Origin of the sequence: Veillonella sp. LMAG:90 (assembly GCF_008679445.1) — a bacterium.
Classification (GTDB): Bacteria; Bacillota; Negativicutes; order Veillonellales; family Veillonellaceae; genus Veillonella_A.
This window is the reverse complement of sequence record NZ_NAND01000001.1, coordinates 607599-624691: the sequence shown is the minus strand read 5'-3', so window position 1 is coordinate 624691 and position 17093 is coordinate 607599. Positions and strand designations below refer to the sequence as shown.

Genomic DNA, 17093 nt, shown 5'->3' with positions numbered 1-17093 from the left:
TACTTGGCAATAAAAGAAGAGCACGCAGAGCATCACTATGCTATTTCAGCTTTATGTAAATTAAGTAACGTAACAAGAGCAGCTTATTACAAATGGCTTCATAGACAACCATCTTTTAAAGAACACGAAAACATAATGATTGCGGAAAAGATAGAAACCATTCACTCAGAAAGCCCGGATAAAGGATACCGCAGAATTCGAGATGACCTGGATCGCTACTATGACATACACGTCAATGATAAGCGAGTACTGCGAATTTGCCGAATACAAAACATTAAATCTACTATTAAATATTACAATAAGGGATGCACTCGACATGCGTCAAGACCACAATATGTAGCAGAAAACCTTCTTGACAGAGACTTTACTGCTACGGCTCCTAATGAAAAGTGGCTTACAGATGTGACCGAGTTTAAATATTACTTGGGCTCTGAAGTGCATAAAGTATATCTCAGTGCAATTCTTGATTTATATGACCGCAGAATTGTTTCATTTGCAATTCGAGACAGAAATGACAATATATTGGTATTTGATACTTTTACCAAGGCAGTAGCTTCTAATCCAGATGCACATCCACTACTTCATAGTGACAGAGGATACCAATACACTAGTCGAACATTCCATACAAAGTTAATAGCAGCAGGAATGATACATAGTATGTCTAGAGTAGGAAAATGTATTGATAATGGTCCTATGGAAGGCTTTTGGGGTATCTTAAAACGCGAACGGTACTATGGGCATCGCTTCACAGATAAAGAGTCTTTAGTTAAAATGATAGAAAATTATATTGAATATTACAATACAAAACGACTACAAAGAAAGCTTGGTGTTTTAACACCTATGGAAAAACATGCTAGATATTGGTTTGTAGCATGAAAAAACTGCCACCGGAAATCGGTGGCAGAAACAAAACTAATTTTATTTTTTCGAGTGTCTACTTGACGGGTAGCAGTTCAAGATACAACTCGAGGGCTTTTTGTTTCTCATAGGTGAGTTATAGGCTTAGGGTGTATAGGAGAGTTATAGGAGTTATAGGACAAAACGTGTTGGTAAAAAAGGCGATGAATCCAGTTATTTACTGGTCTCATCGCCTTTTTAAAATTATTGCTAGTCTACGCTTTTCTTAGCCGGAATACGTAACGATTTTAAATATGCTTTTTGTTCCGGTGTAATCCGGCGGCTTTCCACCGCTTTTTGAATAGCCTTATTATGAGTCCAATCATCTAAATGCTGTGTCTCTAAATACGGCACTACCTCATCATAATTGAACGCCAGAGCTGTAGCAAAATACCAAGCTGTCATCATATTTACGTAATACTCATCGCTACGAATTGACGCGATTGCATCAGCCTGCTTAGTTTTAAACAAATCACCCAAGAAATAGGACATGAAGACACAAATCCCAAAGCGAATCGTATACGGATGTGAATCTTTCAGCCATTTAAAGGCTAACGGTTCCAATTCTTTTGTATGTTGAGCAGAGATTTTAGGTGAAATCGTATCACAGGTTCCCCAATCTTCTACATATGGTAAGAAACGTTCCACATCTTCAATTAATTGATCAAAATCCTGTATTTCGGAAAGTAAAATGGCATGCAATAAGTTTTCTTCAAAATATTTATGAGGGAGCCTAGCCATGAAGATTCTAATCTGAGTATCATCCGTTTTTGCTTCTTTTAATAGCTTTTTAGCCAACTGACGTAATTTAGGAACTCGAATGCCAATTACCTTCTCCTGTGGTACTACCGGATTTACCTTACCCGTATATTCTTTATATGCTAAATCCTGTAATGCCAAAAGTTCCTTCGTTATATCTATTGCCATTGCTACACCTCCTGTAGGTTTAATCGGGCCTATTTATCTTGCACCTAAAGAATCGGATATTCTTTTATAATTTCTCCGTTATAATGCTCATTCTTCAAAAGAGTCTCCAAATCTTCCACATCAATTACCGTAACCCCCGCTTCACGCAAGCGTTTAGCAAAAATACCTTCTCCCGCGATTAGCTTTTTACTAAACGTTCCGTCATAAATCTCTTTAGGCCCACAAGATGGGCTGCGTGATTGTAAAACGGCGATTGTTACTTTATTTTCTTTAGCTATATCAAGGGCTCTTTCAGCACCAAGACGAAATTCCCTATCTACCGATTCCCCGTTCTTATTCGTCACTATACCGTTTACAATCTCGGCCGGAATACGTGGTGTCGAAAGACCACCCAATACTTCGGGACAAACAGTGATTACTTCAAAGTCCGCATCAAGATTCTTTTGCTTAGCAATATACTCGGCCAGAGCTTGATTGAAGTTATTACCACCATTATATTTGCAATTTTCACCAAGTAGACAGGCACTAACTAAAATTCGTTTAGCCATAATAACTCCTTAATTATCGGAACCTTCTAAAAAATTATCGTTCCAGATACTTAACCGGCACTTCTTTGGTAAGCCACACATTATTTACAGATAAGTAAAAAATATAACCGTCACGGCTCATCTCGCCGCTTTTTACTTTGTATATAACCGGTTTGCCATGCCTTTTACCTACTCGTGTAGCCGTCTCTTCATCCCCTGATAAATGCACATGCAAGCGATTCATCGACAACAAACCTTTTTCATCAATCGCTGCTACGGATTTTTCACCGGTTCCATGATATAAAATTTCCGGAGGAATTGCCTCCTGTAACTCAACATCTACATCAATCGTATGGCCTTGGTTGGCACGAATTCTCGTATGTGTTTCATCAAAAGCAAATCGTTGCTTATTATTCGTCCGCACAATTTCTTCGAGAATCGCCATATCGATGGCATAACGCGGCTGGATCTTGGTGAGCAACTCTTCTACATTTGCCCAACCGTGTTCATCAAGCTTAAGACCAATTTCCTGAGGTTTGTGCCGTAGAACCAGGCTTATAAGCTTGCTGACACGCATTAAGTTTAGCGGTTGAGGGTTATTATGGTTATGAGGCATTACATTCACTCCCTTCATGTATTATGTCTTACTTAGTCGATTATCTCGTATATTTAAATTACAAAGCTATAACTTTTTACAGCTAAATATCTAATATGTTTTTTAAAACATATCATTTACTAAAAGAGATGTCAATTAAACAAAAACCCCTTGGTTCACACCGAGGGGCTTAACATATCCGAACGCATCATTTAGATGTCGTCTTATTCACTTATAAAATCTGCTATTAATTCCTTAACTATACTTTCGCAACTTTTTACGTCCTTAATCAAATCAATCACTGTGTTCACAGAAACAATACCTTCTTCCAAATTACCTTCCAGCATTCCCGGGCGTAGCCCATCAATTTGGCTAATTTTTTCATCAAGTTCAGCTGTGGACATTCCATCTTCATACAGACGTGCTAATTCTCGAGCAAATTTATGAGGTGTAGAACGTTGAGTTCCGGAAACAAAAACCAAATCTTTTGCCTTTGTCTGAATGATATCTTGTTTGCATACATCCGAAGCCGGGCATTCATGCGATAAAATAAAGCGAGTTCCTACATAAACCCCTTCGGCACCAAGTGCAAATGCCGCCCTTACGCCACGAATATCATTAATGCCACCGGTTGCCATTACCGGAATTTGAACAGAATCTACGATAGTCGGCACAATCGAAAACGTACCGATTTTATTTTGAGGAATCCAGCCTCCTTCATCATAGCCGGTAGCAATAATTATATCTGCTCCTGCACTCTCAGCGAGTCTGGCCGCTTCCGGAGTCGGAGTCAGCTCACGATGAACCCAAATGCCATTGTGCTTTTTCATTTGCTTAACTAATTTTTTATTAACTTGCCCAACAGTTACAAAAATATTGACCCCTTCTTCAAAGGCAATATCAATAATCTTTTCAGAATACGCTTCCATTTCCGTATTTCCGTCTTCCGGCAAGAAAACGTTAACACCAAATGGCTTATCAGTTAATGCTTTAATTTTTCGGAACTCATTACGATATCGTTCTTCCGTACTGATTCGTTCATTTCCTTCAAATTTAGCACCTGCATTAGGCCCTAAAACACCCATCCCACCTGCATTTGATACAGCTGCCACCATATTTGCATCGGTAATCCAGTTCATCGCAGCTTGAACAATAGGATATTTAATTTTAAGTATATCAATTATTCTGTTTTTATCTTTCATGATCATAACCTTTCTATATTTACTACAGTTTTTACCTAAATTACATAAAACCGAGAATTACTCTTAGTACTTTACTCATTCAGCTATATCAATTCGTTCAATCTTAAAAATAACCGGACGAGTACCATCATTACAACAAGCAATCATCATTTTCTCGTCATTCGTCCAGCCTTTCATAATAGAGCCGCCCTGTAAAGCCGCATAGACATAACGGCTAATACAATCCCAAGCTTCAGAACAAAATTTACCATCCAACATACGCCAAAAATCTGTCCCATCTAACACAAACTCTTGGCCTGCCCTAAAACAAGGACACGGACCCGATTTAGGATCGGACAAATATTTTTCTTGAAGTTCCGGAAATACTCTTGTTTCTAATACTGTTATTTTGCATTTATGTTGCATAATTAGCCTCCTTAGACTGTTCATGGACTGCGACTCTACTTAGTCGCTCAGTCTTTGATTTACTTCCTAGAGATATCATTAGCTCAGCAATAAAACATATTTACATTCGTGCCTATAATTATATTTTACAAAAAATTAATTCCTCTCATCTGCTACATTTGATACAAATAAAAAAGCCCTTAGCCCTGAGATTCTTCTCACAGCTAAGAGCTTTATTTATAATATAGATTTATTCGTTACGCAACGACTTTTCAATTATTCCCACTCAATGGTAGCCGGTGGTTTGGAAGTAATATCATACACGATACGGTTAATATGTTTTACTTCGTTGATGATACGTACAGAGATTTTGTCCAACACATCGTACGGAATACGTGCCCAGTCAGCTGTCATGAAGTCAGTGGTGGTTACGCCGCGAAGTGCCAAGGTGTAATCGTAAGTACGGAAGTCACCCATAACGCCAACAGTACGCGTACCGGTCAATACGGCAAAGTACTGATTGATGGAACGATCGAGTTTTGCGTTCGCAATTTCTTCACGGAAAATCGCATCCGCATCACGAAGGATATCGAGTTTTTCAGGGGTGATTTCGCCCATTACACGAATCGCAAGACCTGGGCCCGGGAATGGTTGACGCCATACTAAATAGTCAGCCAAGCCAAGTTCGGAACCGAGTTCACGTACTTCGTCTTTAAACAAATTGCGAAGTGGTTCAATAAGGCCTTTGAAGTCAACTACTGCAGGTAAACCGCCTACGTTGTGATGACTCTTGATAACGGCAGCATCACCCGCACCGGATTCAATTACGTCCGGATAGATGGTACCCTGTGCCAAGAAGTCAACGGCACCGATTTTGCGACCTTCGTCTTCAAATACACGAATGAATTCTTCACCAATAATTTTACGTTTTTGTTCCGGTTCTTCAACGCCCGCTAAACGACCTAAGAAACGGTCGGATGCATCTACACGAATGAAGTTCATGCCGGAGTCTTTGAAAGCTGCTTCTACTTCGTCACCTTCGTTTTTACGCATCAAACCATGGTCAACGAAGATACAAGTCAATTGATTGCCTACAGCTTTAGAGATAAGAGCTGCCGCTACGGAGCTGTCTACGCCACCGGACAAAGCCAATAACACTTTGCCGTCGCCAACAGTTTTGCGGATGTCTTCAACCGCGGTTTTAGCGTAGTTAGCCATTGTCCATTCACCATGGCAACCGCAAACTTCAAATAAGAAGTTGTGGATCATTTCCTTACCGTGTTCACTGTGAAGCACTTCCGGATGGTATTGCATAGCGTATAATTTGCGTTCCACGTTCTGCATAGCCGCTACCGGGCAGTTAGCCGTATGACCGACGATTTCAAAACCTTCCGGTACAGATGCTACATAGTCAACATGGCTCATCCATACGGTTTCGTTTTCGCTGAGACCTTTGAACAATGGGGACGCCGTGTTTACTTTCACCGGGGTTTTACCAAACTCGCGAGCATCAGCGGATTTAACTTCGCCGCCCAAAGTGTGCGCCATGAGCTGCATACCGTAGCAAAGGCCGAGTACCGGAATACCCAATTCGAACACTTCCGCTTCAATGCGAGGCGATTTTTCTTCGTAAACACTGTTAGGGCCGCCTGTGAAAATTACGCCCATTGGGTTCAATTCTTTAATTTTGGCAACCGCTTTATCATATGGATACACTTCGCAGTAAACGTGGTTTTCACGAACGCGACGCGCAATCAACTGATTGTACTGACCGCCAAAATCGACAACGATAATAAGCTCTTTTTGGTTCATTATGCCCTCCATTAATGTAACAACTGCCTATGTTTACGCTTTTGTCAAAACTTCAAAATCATATTCATAGCTACATTTAAATAGTTCTATTACGTATTTATTCAATCTATTATACCATAGAAAGCAAGGTCTCGCCTAACTAATAAAAAATAAATTCACCGATTACGTCCGTCACAGACAAACAAAAATAGAGGCAATCATAACCGCAGTTACAGTTACCTCTATTTTAAAACTAAGGTGGGGCGACACTCCCACATCTCCTACTCAAAGGTCTTGCACCTTATCCGGCGACGGCTACCCGTTCCGTCCTCTTATTCATTATCTGCTTATATATAGATTATATCACAAACCTCTATCGAATCGACACGTCTTCCCCGGCCAAGATATGTTTCATGGTACGAGCCGGGCACATTTTACCGCACATGGTGCAAGTGCCTTCGCATTCCGGTTTACTGGATTCATAGTAACGACGAGCTTTTTCAGGATCGATAGCCAAGGAAATCATAGTATCAAAATCTACTTCCGCACGGGCTTTACTCATGGCATCGTCCCAAGCCTGAGCGCCCGGAATGCCTTTTGCCAAATCCGCTGCATGGGCGGCAATACGCGTAGCGATGATGCCTTCTTTCACATCTTCAACGGTTGGCAAACGCAAATGTTCAGCCGGCGTTACATAGCAAAGGAAGTCGGCACCGCACGAACCGGCAATAGCCCCGCCGATAGCACTCGTAATATGGTCATAGCCCGGCGCAATATCTGTAACCAACGGTCCCAGCACATAGAATGGAGCATTATGGCAAAGACGTTTTTCGAGCGTCATATTAGCCGCAATTTCATTGAGCACCATATGACCCGGGCCTTCAATCATAACCTGCACATTGTGTGCCCACGCGCGTTTAGTAAGCTCGCCCAAAGTAATGAGTTCTTCAATCTGAGCCGCGTCGGTCGCATCATGGGTGCAGCCCGGACGACATGCATCACCAAGGCTCAAGGTTACGTCGTATTTTTCACAAATTTCGAGCAAGCGGTCATAGTATTCGTAAAACGGATTTTCCTGATTGTTCATTTCCATCCAAGCAAAGAGTAAGGAGCCGCCACGGGATACGATGTTGGTCAAACGGGGATTGTCTTTGATACGTTGCGCCGTCTTCTGATTCATACCGCAGTGAATCGTCATGAAGTCCACGCCGTCTTTTGCGTGCTGTTCCACAACGGAGAAAAACTCATCTACGGTGATGTCTTTGAGGTCTTTGTCGAGCATGCCTACCGCATCATACATTGGCACGGTGCCAATCATGGCGGTGGACATATCGATAAGCTTGCGACGGAATTCTTGAGTTTTACCAAAGTTCGACAAGTCCATGATAGCTTCTGCCTTCATGGCAATGGCGTTGCGCACTTTTTCCAATTCTTCGTCCAAATTATTGTGTTCCGGCGAAACACCAAGGTTTACGTTGATTTTAGTGCGGCAGCGTTTGCCTACCCCTTCCGGCGATAAACTAATGTGCATTTTATTGGCCGGAATCGCTACCTGACCGGATGCCACGAGGGCCATCAAATCTTCCAAACGCATCTGTTCTTTTTCGGCTACCGTTTTAAGCTGCGGTGTCACCAAGCCGCGACGTGCCGCATCCATCTGCGTCGTGTATTCGTCACTTTTTGCCAAGCGTACATCCTGCATGTTTACTGTAAATTTCGAACTATTCATTTTAGCCTCCTCTGCGCTATACCTAAGCGCGAATCCGTGAAAATCGTCACGTTACATGATCTCCCTAAATAGGTTATACGCAAAAAAGCCAAAATAAAAAGCTCATCCACGCGGATGAGCTTTAAAAGTCCTGTACAGCTTTCCTACGTCGGCATTATCCGAATCAGGTCAAGGGTCAAGTGTTCACGCACTTTTCTCATCCATAAGGCTCCCCTAGCTTTTTTGTGTATTTCCTACATTATAGTACAGGTCTTTGTGAAAAACAACCATTTATGAAAATTGGTAATCGACTAAGACGACTTCAATTTTATGTATTAATCACTCCGATTTACATGCCAATGCCATTACATGCGGATATCGGCGTACTCGGGACGACGGTCGAATTCCTTTTTGGCAAACGGGCATAACGGCATAATTTTCAAGCCCCGTTCGCGTGCCTGTTTTACAATTTCAGCCACTAATTGGCCGGCAATGCCTTGACCGCCGTAGTTTTCATCAACCAAAGTGTGGTCGATAATCCAGAATTTATCGGATGGCGAATAGGTGCTTTCACCGATATTTTTGTCGCCATCATAGGCAGCGGCTCTGTTTTTATCCGCTTCATGTACGATTTTAATCATTTGAAACCTCCTTATTTTAACTTGCTTTTAATCGGTTAATACAACTGAGCTTTAAGGCTAATTTGATTAAACCGCTCCTTATTTTTCCGTATACGTCAGTGCACCGGACGGACACTGATCAATAACCGCTTTAATCTCTTCGGTCGTGCCGTTTTCCGGCATAATCCACGGTTTGCGACTCACATCAAAAACATCGGGTGCCCCTTTTACACATTTAGCTGCATGCTGACACAAGTCAGGCTTCCAATGAATCACTAAACTTTCAGTTTCATATGTTTTTTCAGCCATACAATCCTCCTCTAATTCTGTCACACGGCCAAACTCCCACTTAGGATGTTAAAATTTAACTACTCTCTACTATTTATTATACTGTAAAACCGGCGAATTACGCAGTAATTCATACTAATAACTAGACAATTATTAGAATTTGTTCAGTAATTCATCCTTAACGCTTAATAGTCTAATTCTGTTTTAACAAAGGTATTATTTCTAAGATCAACAAAGGCTTGTCTAACTTCATCTTCCGTGTTCATTACAATCGGGCCCGCCCAGGCTACCGGTTCATTCAAAGCCTTAGATGCGATGTACAATACTTGTGACGGTTTATCGCCGTTTTTAATGGTAACGCTGTCACCTTCAGTCAATTTAACGGCCGTTTTTTCTTCAATATGTTGGCCGTCTACTTCAATATCGCCAATCAATGTGAAGAGCATAACCGATTCATCTTTGCCCATGGTCAACGTATTTTCAGCGCCTGCTTCAAGCTGGAGATCATAGTAGTTGAGCGGTAAATGCTCACCCACATAGCCCTGATGCTCTTTGTACGAACCGGCTAACAAGCGAAGTATGCCTCCTTCAATCGGAATTTCGGCAATATCTGCTCGCTTAATGCCGTGATAGCTTGGTTTGCTCATCTTATCTTTTTGCGGTAAGTTGAGCCAAAGTTGAACGCCCAATAAGCGTTCGGATGCCGGCACTAATTCTTCGTGCAAAATACCGGAACCGGAGTTCATCCATTGCACTTCGCCATCGGTAACGGCTTCTTCATTACCGAGGCTGTCCTTATGCACCATTTTACCGCGTGATACATAACTGATTGTTTCAATGCCGCGATGCGGATGCATTGGGAAACCTGCCGTATAGTCGGCCGGATTTACACTGTCAAAAGAGTCCAACATCAAAATCGGATCAAACTCTTTAATTGTCTGGTTGCCTAATACACGCACTAATTTTACACCGGCTCCGTCAATTGTCTGAAAGCCTTTTATTGTTGTTTTAACGGTTCTTTTCATCCGTCTTACCTCCAATTTTTCTTAAAATTGCTACTAAATTTTCTTTTTCTTTTTCATCAAGCACGGAAAGTACGTCCTTTATCATAGTTATGTTTTCCGGTGCCAATTGACTGATAATTTTGCGACCTGCTTCAGTCAAATGCAGGATTGATACGCGGCGGTCATTTTTATCCGTCAAGCGCTCAATATACTTCATTTTTACTAAATTATTAACAATAACCGAAATTGTGCCGACGCTGCTCAAAATGTGCTCGCGCACGGCGCCCACCGTAAGATCGCCCTTGCTGTACAAGGCTTCCAGCACCATGAACTGGCTAAATGTCACTTCATACTTAGCCGCCAGGTCCGCCGTCAGTTTATCGAGCATATTGACACTTCGGTGAAGGCCTACTAAAGCTCTCATTTCTAAACTTTTCAAAGCATCAACCCCTTCATACGATGTTTTACTAAAATACTATTTCGTCAACCCTTGGGGCGGTGGGATTCAACCCCTCCTTCTCCGCCGCGGTGGACATATAAATTACATTAGATTATATAGATATCTTTCAATTATATCTAATTAGATGTATCTAACTAGCTATATTATAATCTAAAACTTTCGATTTGTAAACACCCCGGTTACAAGTGATTATAATTTCTGTACATTATGAAAATTTTGTACAAAAACATGCTTATTTTATAAACACTTTTTTATAGTAAATTGCAATGTGAAATTGAACACTTTTAAAAACCCAGTAACTTATTAACTTCTTCAATGAATACTTCTTGTGGTGTCCGGTAGTTTAGAATTTTGCGTGGTAGTGCATTACACCAATCGGTAGCACGTCGAAGTGTTGCTTCTGAAACATCCCGAATGGGAGTTCCTTTGGGAATAATACGGCGCAATAAGCCATTGTGTCGTTCGTTAGAACCACGTTCCCAAGCTGCATACGGATGAGCAAAAAACACTTGTAAATACTCTGTTTCTAACTCAGCAATAGATGCATATTCAAGACCGTTATCGGCTGTAATTGTCTTGCAGAGTTGCTGTAGTGAGTCATGAGTACTGAAGCTTAGTAACCAGCTCTCTAGCGTATTTTTAATATCAGCAGCTTTAGCTGATGGAGAACGCAACGTTACATATGCACGTGTTTTACGCTCCAATAGGGAAATAATCACTTCATCATGCTTATCTTTAATGCCACGGACAGTATCAAGTTCCCAATGACCAAACTCTTCACGAGTCAGAATAGACTCATCGCGTAGATCAATAGATTTACCAAGGTTTTTCTTGTGTTTACGCGTATTAGATTTATGCGTAGAACGACGTAATACTAACGGTAAATCCATGGGTTTAATTCGGAGAAGACCTTCATGTAGATAGTTATATAAAGTTTTGGTAGACACCATTTCATTACGTACAAACAAGCACTTACGCAAGGCGTAGCCTACGGCAGCATCAAGTGACCATTTATGGACTAATACCTGCTCTTCTACCCACGTAAGAAACGGTGAAATGATACCGGATTTACGAGTGTTGAAGGAGCCTTGACGGGTTTTCTCATAGTTAAGTTGTCCATAATCTGCCAAGTACATTAAAACTCGTTTGCCGGCTTTAATTTGTTCTACAGAACCGCGCTGTATTTCGCTTTGAATCGTTGTACGAGAACGGCCTAATGCATTAGCAATCGCTGTTTTTGATACACCTACTTGTAATTGCTTTTCAATAAAAAAGCGTTCTTCGTAAGATAAGTGTTTGTTTGTACGTAATGATGTGTTATGATTAATAGAGTCCATAGTGATATCGATACCTCGTGTAAAAGATTTTAGATTAGAGATCTTAATCATAACACAAATCGGTATTCACTATGGATTTTTTATATGTTCAATTTCAGTTTACAATTAACCAACACTTTTTTATCTTTTATGCCCACTTTTTTTGCCTTTACAACACACTTGTGTTATACTTAAGACACAAAGAGAGTTATTAACGTGTGTCGGCGTTAGGCTCATCTAAACGGAGTAAATGATAAACCTAACGTGTGAAGTACCTCTAATACTTCTTTTACGTTAGGTTTATTTCTTATCTTTTAAAAGAAATAATTAATACCACAAGTGTAGCAAAAGCTATCATTAAAGATAAGGCTTCATATACAGTCTTAGTATCACCGCCTTTCATGGCGATGAACCTAACTCACGTTAATAACTCTCGAAATATAGTATAGCACTAATCAAAAACAAAAGGTACATAAAATATGCATAATTTATGCTGCATATTTTATGTACCTTTTTATATTCATGTCCAACTATTGCAGTTTTAGGCCTATAGGACCCTTTGAACCGGTCTTTGGTTTTACGTCCTATTTTAACTTTCAAATCAGTCTTTTCGCATCATGAGCAGGTTACCATTGGCATCAAAGATGCCGGTGTATTTTTCACGAGCTCCCTCAATATGAATATGAGCCCGATACATATGCGCATCCACATCGAATTCATAGATTACGCTCTTATTAACTTGCCCCTGTTCAATCGCCTTGGCCTTTTCATCAGCAATCTTGTAGATCTGTGTGACTTTTGAAAAATCTATGCTGTTAATAGGCATGATATTATCGTCCATATTGCCGTCACCGGTGAGCTGCACCGGTTCCGGACCAGTCCACTTGCCATCAATATAGGTATAATGGTCAACCTTGTCGGTCGTATCCGGCTTTAGCACATCAAGGTCAATGACATTGCCTTCACCATCAATGTCCGATACAGTCACATCTTGAAACAGCTTCAAATCTTTGCCCTTTAACTCCGGCATTTCACGAAGCTCAGCCATGGCTTTTGTAATAATTTCCGGATCCGTGAAAATACTCTTATGCGTTGCATTAGGCGATGCCGTCTCCGTGCCGCAACCGGCGATGATTACCACTGAAAGAATCATCATAAGAAAAGCTATTATTCGTTTCATAAGTCACCTCTAATACATTATCCCTAAACAATTCATTTCTGTATCAATCGTCCCTAAGATTGAATGTCAAAAAGGTCTAATCATGATTATATTTTATATTAAAAATGACTCATTGACAATTCATAAAATAACGTTCCGTGAAATTAAATTTTACTTCACCGTCGTCAGATAGCGCCGCAAATCTTCAATGGCCCGTTCTTTGGCAATAATGCCGTGGGCATTCCAAAGTACGGGGTTGACGTTGAGAATATGACCGTCTTTGACGGCCGGAATGGTCTGCCACAAAGGGTCGGCTTGCAGCTCTTCATAATATTTTTGAGCAGCTCCCGCATTACCGCTGCTGCTTGGACCATAGCCGCTGGCTACAATTAAATACTCCGCCTTAAGCTCCGGCAGCATTTCGAGCGACACCACATTCGTATCCCCCGAATCCTGCGCCACCGACATCGGGTCTGGTCGCAAATTCAAGAGTTCATACATGAAGCGATTAATATCGTTCGTCGAATACGGATAAAGGCGCACTTCTTTGCGCATAACGCGCAGCAAGGCTACCGGTGCATTCCCGATATGAGCCTTGATTTCCATGCGCGCTTCCTTAACACGGTCATAATAGAGCTGCAAACGGTCTTCCGCCTGTTTTTCACGCTGAAGAATACGACCCAGCGCAAGCAACGTAACCTCCGTATCTTGCAGTCTTAATGCCGCTACAGGCGCAATTTTACTGAGTGCCACATAGGTATTGCGGTCAAAAGAATCGCGCAACAGAATCAAATCCGGCTTCAAGGCCTGCACCTGTTCCATGTTGATGGCCTTAATGTTTTCATTAATGCTGATAGGTTCCACACCCTCAGCCGTCAATTCATCATGAAGGTAAAAAGTCGGCGGGTTGTATGCCCCCACCATAGGCGCCCCCAAGGCCGCCATAGGATCTTCTAAGCGAATAACCACAACCCGTTTGGCCTCTTTAGGGATTACGGTGGTACCGTATTTGTGTTTTAAGATGAGCTGTCCGTCCTGTTCTGTGAAAAGAGCGTCCGCTTTCTTTTGAACTTGCACTTTTCGCTTCGCCAGTTCCGCATCAATCGCCGCCGGTGCATCACTTCTAAGCTCATTCGGGTCGAATAAAGGCTTCGCCTTCGCCGTTACCGCCGTCAAACTCGGTTTGATGGACCAATTCATATCCTCAAAACTGCATCCGGCCACAAGCAATATAGGTAAAAAAGCCAGTGTCATCGCCGTTTTTCTTAGCGTCATAGCTTTTACCACAGCTTTTACTGCAATTTCTACCACAGGTTTTACTACAGCTTTTACTGCAGATTCTACTACAGGTTTTACTGCAGTTTTTACCACAGCCTTTCCTCCGGCTTTTAGACTTCTCATAAAGAGCCTCCCACGTTTTGGGGAATGCAAAACGGCAAGCGCGTAAGCGGGTCCTTCATAATCATGGCGGTTATGCCGAACACATCGGCCAACATTTCAGCCGTAAACACTGTTTCCGGCGAGCCTTCAAACCGAACCGCTCCGTCTTTCATGGCAATAATATGATCCGCAAAGCGAGCTGCCTGATTCAGTTCATGAAGCACCATGATAATGGTTTTGCCATACGTCTTATTAAGCTCAGCCACTAATTGCAACACTTCCAATTGATGGGCAATATCTAGAAAGCTGGTCGGCTCATCTAAGAAGAGGATTTCCGTATCCTGCGCGATGGCCATGGCAATCCAGGCCCGTTGCCGTTGACCGCCGGACAGGCGATGAATCGGTCTGTCCGCCAAATCTTCCAGATGCGTAACTTTAAGAGCCCAGTTGATAATATCACGGTCCTCCCGCTTCATACGGGTGAAAACACCGTTCTTATACGGCGCTCGTCCATAAGCGATAAGTTCACGAATGGTAAGCCCTTCCGGTGCCGTCGGATGTTGCGGCAAAATAGCATTTTTTTTAGCCAACACTTTCGTGTTTTCTTTATGAATATCCTGACCGTCTAAATACACCGTGCCGCTCATAGGGGTAATAATACGACAAATCGTTTTCAGAAGTGTCGACTTGCCGCAACCGTTGGAGCCGATTAAGGCCGTTACTTTGCCACGTGGAATGGTAAGATTCAAGTTATCGATAATGACCGTTTTATCATAACCTGTACGCAAGCCTTCTATCCGAATGTCTGTTTTGTTAGAATGATCCATGACTTACCCCCGTTTCCGTGCCAAAATAAATAGAAAATACGGTGCCCCGATGAGGGCTACCACAATGCCCACCAGCATTTCGTCCGGTGCGATAATAACGCGACCAACCCAGTCGGCCGTTACCAAAAGCCACCCTCCGATTAACGCCGTAAGCGGTAATACATAGGTGCAATCGGCTCCTATTAAGCGTCTGGCAATATGTGGTGCCACGAGCCCGATAAAGCCGATGCTGCCGCCGATGGCCACGCAGGTGGCGGCCAAAATAACAGCCAAAATTAAGAAGCCCAGACGACTGCGCTTAAGCGATACGCCAAGACCGATAGCCGTTTCATCGCGAAGCGTAAGAATATTGAGGGTCGTCCGATTGGCATACAGTATGAGTGCCAATACGATAACCACCGCACCCAAAATTAACACATGAGCCCAGGTGTTGCCTGCAATATTCCCGATAATCCAGGTGTTGACCTGATTAAACTTTTCAGGCGATAAAAGAACTATTAAAAGAGTCTGCAAGGCATGAATACCGGCCGTCAAGGTAATGCCGCTGAGTACCAACGCATAGGTACCGCCCGCTTCATTTTTACGCATAGCCAGCGCAAAAATACTCCCCGCCGCGATGAGCGCTCCCACAACCGCTACAATAGGCAGCGACCAAATGGGAAGGCCCTGATCCACGGGTGTCAGAAAGATTAAAATCATAACGCCCAGACCGGCACCGGCATTGACGCCCAAAAGGCCCGGACCGGCCAATTCATTACGGGTGAGCTGCTGAAATACAGCGCCCGATAAGGCCAAGCCCATGCCGATTAACACGGCCAGTACCGCCCGTACCAAGCGAAAGTCGAAGACTACGGTATTTTCTTCCGCCGTGCCGCCCCCTAATAAAATAGCCAATAAATGGCTGTGCGAATAATAGGTAAAGCCGGTACTCACATGGAGAAAGAAGAACAGCAATAAGAGCGCCAGAAATACGGTGCTATATACTGCGAACTGTTTTTGACGAAGTGTCATTACCGGGCCCCCTTTCGATTCGCTAAATAAAGGAAGAACGGTACGCCGATAAGCGCTGTAATGGCACCTAACGGTATTTCAAAGGGAGCGGCCACACTGCGCGCTACCAAATCGGCACCAACCAGTAAGATGGCTCCCAATAAAGCTGTAATAGGAATTACCTTGCGGTAATCGATACCGACCAATTGGCGAGCCATATGTGGTGTCACAAGGCCGACGAAGCCGATAGGCCCCGCAATAGCTACGGCGGAACCGCAAAGAATCAATACGGCCAGACCCGCCAAGAACCGAATACGGCCCATATGACCGCCCAGGCCGATGGCCATCTCCTCGCCGAAACTCAAAAGAGTTACCGATTTAGACAAACCAATCGCCATGATTATCCCCACCAATGTCCACGGCCATAACAAGAGAACTTGCGGCATGCGCACGCCGCTGATGCCGCCGGCCGTCCAATAGCTCAAGTCCTGCGCCACATCAAAAAAGACGACCAGCGCCTGAGTTATGGCTAATAATACGGCACTCACCGCCGTTCCCGCTAAGGCGAGAAAAACCGGTGACATACGACTACCGTTGCGATTGGCCAACGCCATAATGATAACCGTCGCCAACGCGGCCCCGCCAAAGGCAAATAATACGGCCACATTTAAGCTGCTATCCGGTAAGAAAATCATAGCCACCGCCAACCCTAAGGCAGCCCCGGAGTTAACCCCCATTATGGACGGACTGGCCATGGGATTATTCGTTATCCCCTGCATCAAAGCCCCGGCTACGCCAAAACTGATACCACAGGCCACGGCCAACAGGAGTCGCGGTACGCGCAACGTTTGCACCAATAACTCGTCTACCTGCGAAGGGTCATAGTTTACCAGCGCCTTCCATATCGTCGGCAAGGGAATATGGCGTGCTCCCACGGTGAGCGAATAACTCGCCAACAGCAGGAGTCCGATTAGCAATAAGAGGCCCAATAGCCAGGGTCTTCGATTCCAATTCATGT

Annotated in this window: 18 protein-coding genes, 1 pseudogene and 1 riboswitch; of the genes and pseudogenes, 1 reads left to right on the top strand and 18 read right to left on the bottom strand. The window is 43.1% G+C overall.

Annotated features, from left to right (window positions below; all coding sequences use genetic code 11):
* Positions 1 to 3 precede the first annotated feature (3 nt).
* Positions 4 to 876, top strand: a complete 873-nt coding sequence (locus tag CCC71_RS02725) for an IS3 family transposase (protein ID WP_296332823.1) — start codon at positions 4 to 6, stop codon at positions 874 to 876.
* A gap of 231 nt (positions 877 to 1107) precedes the next feature.
* Here CCC71_RS02725 and CCC71_RS02720 read toward each other — a convergent pair whose 3' ends face one another.
* From CCC71_RS02720 to CCC71_RS02640, 18 genes and pseudogenes are all read right to left on the bottom strand, one after another.
* Positions 1108 to 1824, bottom strand: a complete 717-nt coding sequence (locus CCC71_RS02720) for a DNA alkylation repair protein (protein WP_156705382.1) — start codon at positions 1822 to 1824, stop codon at positions 1108 to 1110.
* 44 nt (positions 1825 to 1868) lie between these two features.
* Positions 1869 to 2372: a 2-thiouracil desulfurase family protein gene (locus CCC71_RS02715; protein ID WP_156705384.1), complete on the bottom strand. Its 504-nt coding sequence runs from the start codon at positions 2370 to 2372 to the stop codon at positions 1869 to 1871.
* 34 nt (positions 2373 to 2406) lie between these two features.
* Positions 2407 to 2967: an RNA 2'-phosphotransferase gene (locus CCC71_RS02710; protein WP_156705386.1), complete on the bottom strand. Its 561-nt coding sequence runs from the start codon at positions 2965 to 2967 to the stop codon at positions 2407 to 2409.
* 203 nt (positions 2968 to 3170) lie between these two features.
* Entirely contained in the window at positions 3171 to 4148 is a 978-nt protein-coding gene (locus CCC71_RS02705; protein WP_156705388.1) for an NAD(P)H-dependent flavin oxidoreductase, read from the bottom strand.
* Between the two features lie 75 nt (positions 4149 to 4223).
* Entirely contained in the window at positions 4224 to 4553 is a 330-nt protein-coding gene (locus CCC71_RS02700; protein ID WP_156705390.1) for a TIGR04076 family protein, read from the bottom strand.
* Positions 4554 to 4808: 255 nt separating this feature from the next.
* On the bottom strand, positions 4809 to 6344 hold the full coding sequence (gene guaA / locus CCC71_RS02695; protein WP_021842362.1) for a glutamine-hydrolyzing GMP synthase: 1536 nt from the start codon (positions 6342 to 6344) through the stop codon (positions 4809 to 4811).
* Positions 6345 to 6696: 352 nt separating this feature from the next.
* A complete protein-coding gene (thiC, locus tag CCC71_RS02690; RefSeq protein WP_021842361.1) occupies positions 6697 to 8052 on the bottom strand; it encodes a phosphomethylpyrimidine synthase ThiC in 1356 nt (451 codons plus the stop codon).
* A gap of 123 nt (positions 8053 to 8175) precedes the next feature.
* A riboswitch (TPP riboswitch) is annotated at positions 8176 to 8277 on the bottom strand.
* Positions 8278 to 8396: 119 nt separating this feature from the next.
* Positions 8397 to 8672, bottom strand: a complete 276-nt coding sequence (locus CCC71_RS02685; protein WP_021842360.1) for a GNAT family N-acetyltransferase — start codon at positions 8670 to 8672, stop codon at positions 8397 to 8399.
* 78 nt (positions 8673 to 8750) lie between these two features.
* Positions 8751 to 8960 carry a (4Fe-4S)-binding protein gene (locus tag CCC71_RS02680; protein WP_021842359.1) on the bottom strand — a complete coding sequence of 70 codons (210 nt, stop codon included), beginning with the start codon at positions 8958 to 8960 and terminating at the stop codon, positions 8751 to 8753.
* Between the two features lie 164 nt (positions 8961 to 9124).
* Positions 9125 to 9964 carry a pirin family protein gene (locus CCC71_RS02675; RefSeq protein WP_021842358.1) on the bottom strand — a complete coding sequence of 280 codons (840 nt, stop codon included), beginning with the start codon at positions 9962 to 9964 and terminating at the stop codon, positions 9125 to 9127.
* Complete coding sequence (locus tag CCC71_RS02670; RefSeq protein WP_295225541.1) at positions 9948 to 10382, bottom strand: MarR family winged helix-turn-helix transcriptional regulator; 435 nt, start codon at positions 10380 to 10382, stop codon at positions 9948 to 9950. Before CCC71_RS02670 ends, CCC71_RS02675 begins: the two co-directional genes overlap by 17 nt.
* A gap of 253 nt (positions 10383 to 10635) precedes the next feature.
* A pseudogene (locus CCC71_RS02665) lies at positions 10636 to 11740 on the bottom strand (IS30 family transposase).
* 286 nt (positions 11741 to 12026) lie between these two features.
* Positions 12027 to 12122, bottom strand: a complete 96-nt coding sequence (locus tag CCC71_RS10835) for a putative holin-like toxin (protein ID WP_363315342.1) — start codon at positions 12120 to 12122, stop codon at positions 12027 to 12029.
* A gap of 198 nt (positions 12123 to 12320) precedes the next feature.
* Entirely contained in the window at positions 12321 to 12899 is a 579-nt protein-coding gene (locus tag CCC71_RS02660) for an LptM family lipoprotein (RefSeq protein WP_021840780.1), read from the bottom strand.
* Positions 12900 to 13049: 150 nt separating this feature from the next.
* Positions 13050 to 14279 carry an ABC transporter substrate-binding protein gene (locus CCC71_RS02655; RefSeq protein WP_021840781.1) on the bottom strand — a complete coding sequence of 410 codons (1230 nt, stop codon included), beginning with the start codon at positions 14277 to 14279 and terminating at the stop codon, positions 13050 to 13052.
* Complete coding sequence (locus CCC71_RS02650) at positions 14276 to 15085, bottom strand: ABC transporter ATP-binding protein (protein ID WP_296332814.1); 810 nt, start codon at positions 15083 to 15085, stop codon at positions 14276 to 14278. Before CCC71_RS02650 ends, CCC71_RS02655 begins: the two co-directional genes overlap by 4 nt.
* Positions 15086 to 15088: 3 nt before the next feature.
* Entirely contained in the window at positions 15089 to 16096 is a 1008-nt protein-coding gene (locus CCC71_RS02645; RefSeq protein WP_021840783.1) for a FecCD family ABC transporter permease, read from the bottom strand.
* The gene (locus tag CCC71_RS02640) at positions 16096 to 17091 is read right to left on the bottom strand and encodes a FecCD family ABC transporter permease (RefSeq protein ID WP_021840784.1); all 996 of its coding nucleotides are present in this window, start codon (positions 17089 to 17091) and stop codon (positions 16096 to 16098) included. The genes CCC71_RS02645 and CCC71_RS02640 overlap by 1 nt, the downstream gene beginning before the upstream one ends.
* Between the last annotated feature and the right edge of the window lie 2 nt (positions 17092 to 17093).

Bases quoted from the DNA above. Each gene is read 5' to 3' on its own strand.
- CCC71_RS02720 (WP_156705382.1), bottom strand. From the start codon at position 1,824: ATGGCAATAGATATAACGAAGGAACTTTTGGCATTACAGGATTTAGCA.
- CCC71_RS02715 (WP_156705384.1), bottom strand. From the start codon at position 2,372: ATGGCTAAACGAATTTTAGTTAGTGCCTGTCTACTTGGTGAAAATTGC.
- CCC71_RS02710 (WP_156705386.1), bottom strand. From the start codon at position 2,967: ATGCCTCATAACCATAATAACCCTCAACCGCTAAACTTAATGCGTGTC.
- CCC71_RS02705 (WP_156705388.1), bottom strand. From the start codon at position 4,148: ATGAAAGATAAAAACAGAATAATTGATATACTTAAAATTAAATATCCT.
- CCC71_RS02700 (WP_156705390.1), bottom strand. From the start codon at position 4,553: ATGCAACATAAATGCAAAATAACAGTATTAGAAACAAGAGTATTTCCG.
- guaA (WP_021842362.1), bottom strand. From the start codon at position 6,344: ATGAACCAAAAAGAGCTTATTATCGTTGTCGATTTTGGCGGTCAGTAC.
- thiC (WP_021842361.1), bottom strand. From the start codon at position 8,052: ATGAATAGTTCGAAATTTACAGTAAACATGCAGGATGTACGCTTGGCA.
- CCC71_RS02685 (WP_021842360.1), bottom strand. From the start codon at position 8,672: ATGATTAAAATCGTACATGAAGCGGATAAAAACAGAGCCGCTGCCTAT.
- CCC71_RS02680 (WP_021842359.1), bottom strand. From the start codon at position 8,960: ATGGCTGAAAAAACATATGAAACTGAAAGTTTAGTGATTCATTGGAAG.
- CCC71_RS02675 (WP_021842358.1), bottom strand. From the start codon at position 9,964: ATGAAAAGAACCGTTAAAACAACAATAAAAGGCTTTCAGACAATTGAC.
- CCC71_RS10835 (WP_363315342.1), bottom strand. From the start codon at position 12,122: ATGAAAGGCGGTGATACTAAGACTGTATATGAAGCCTTATCTTTAATG.
- CCC71_RS02660 (WP_021840780.1), bottom strand. From the start codon at position 12,899: ATGAAACGAATAATAGCTTTTCTTATGATGATTCTTTCAGTGGTAATC.
- CCC71_RS02655 (WP_021840781.1), bottom strand. From the start codon at position 14,279: ATGAGAAGTCTAAAAGCCGGAGGAAAGGCTGTGGTAAAAACTGCAGTA.
- CCC71_RS02650 (WP_296332814.1), bottom strand. From the start codon at position 15,085: ATGGATCATTCTAACAAAACAGACATTCGGATAGAAGGCTTGCGTACA.
- CCC71_RS02645 (WP_021840783.1), bottom strand. From the start codon at position 16,096: ATGACACTTCGTCAAAAACAGTTCGCAGTATATAGCACCGTATTTCTG.
- CCC71_RS02640 (WP_021840784.1), bottom strand. From the start codon at position 17,091: ATGAATTGGAATCGAAGACCCTGGCTATTGGGCCTCTTATTGCTAATC.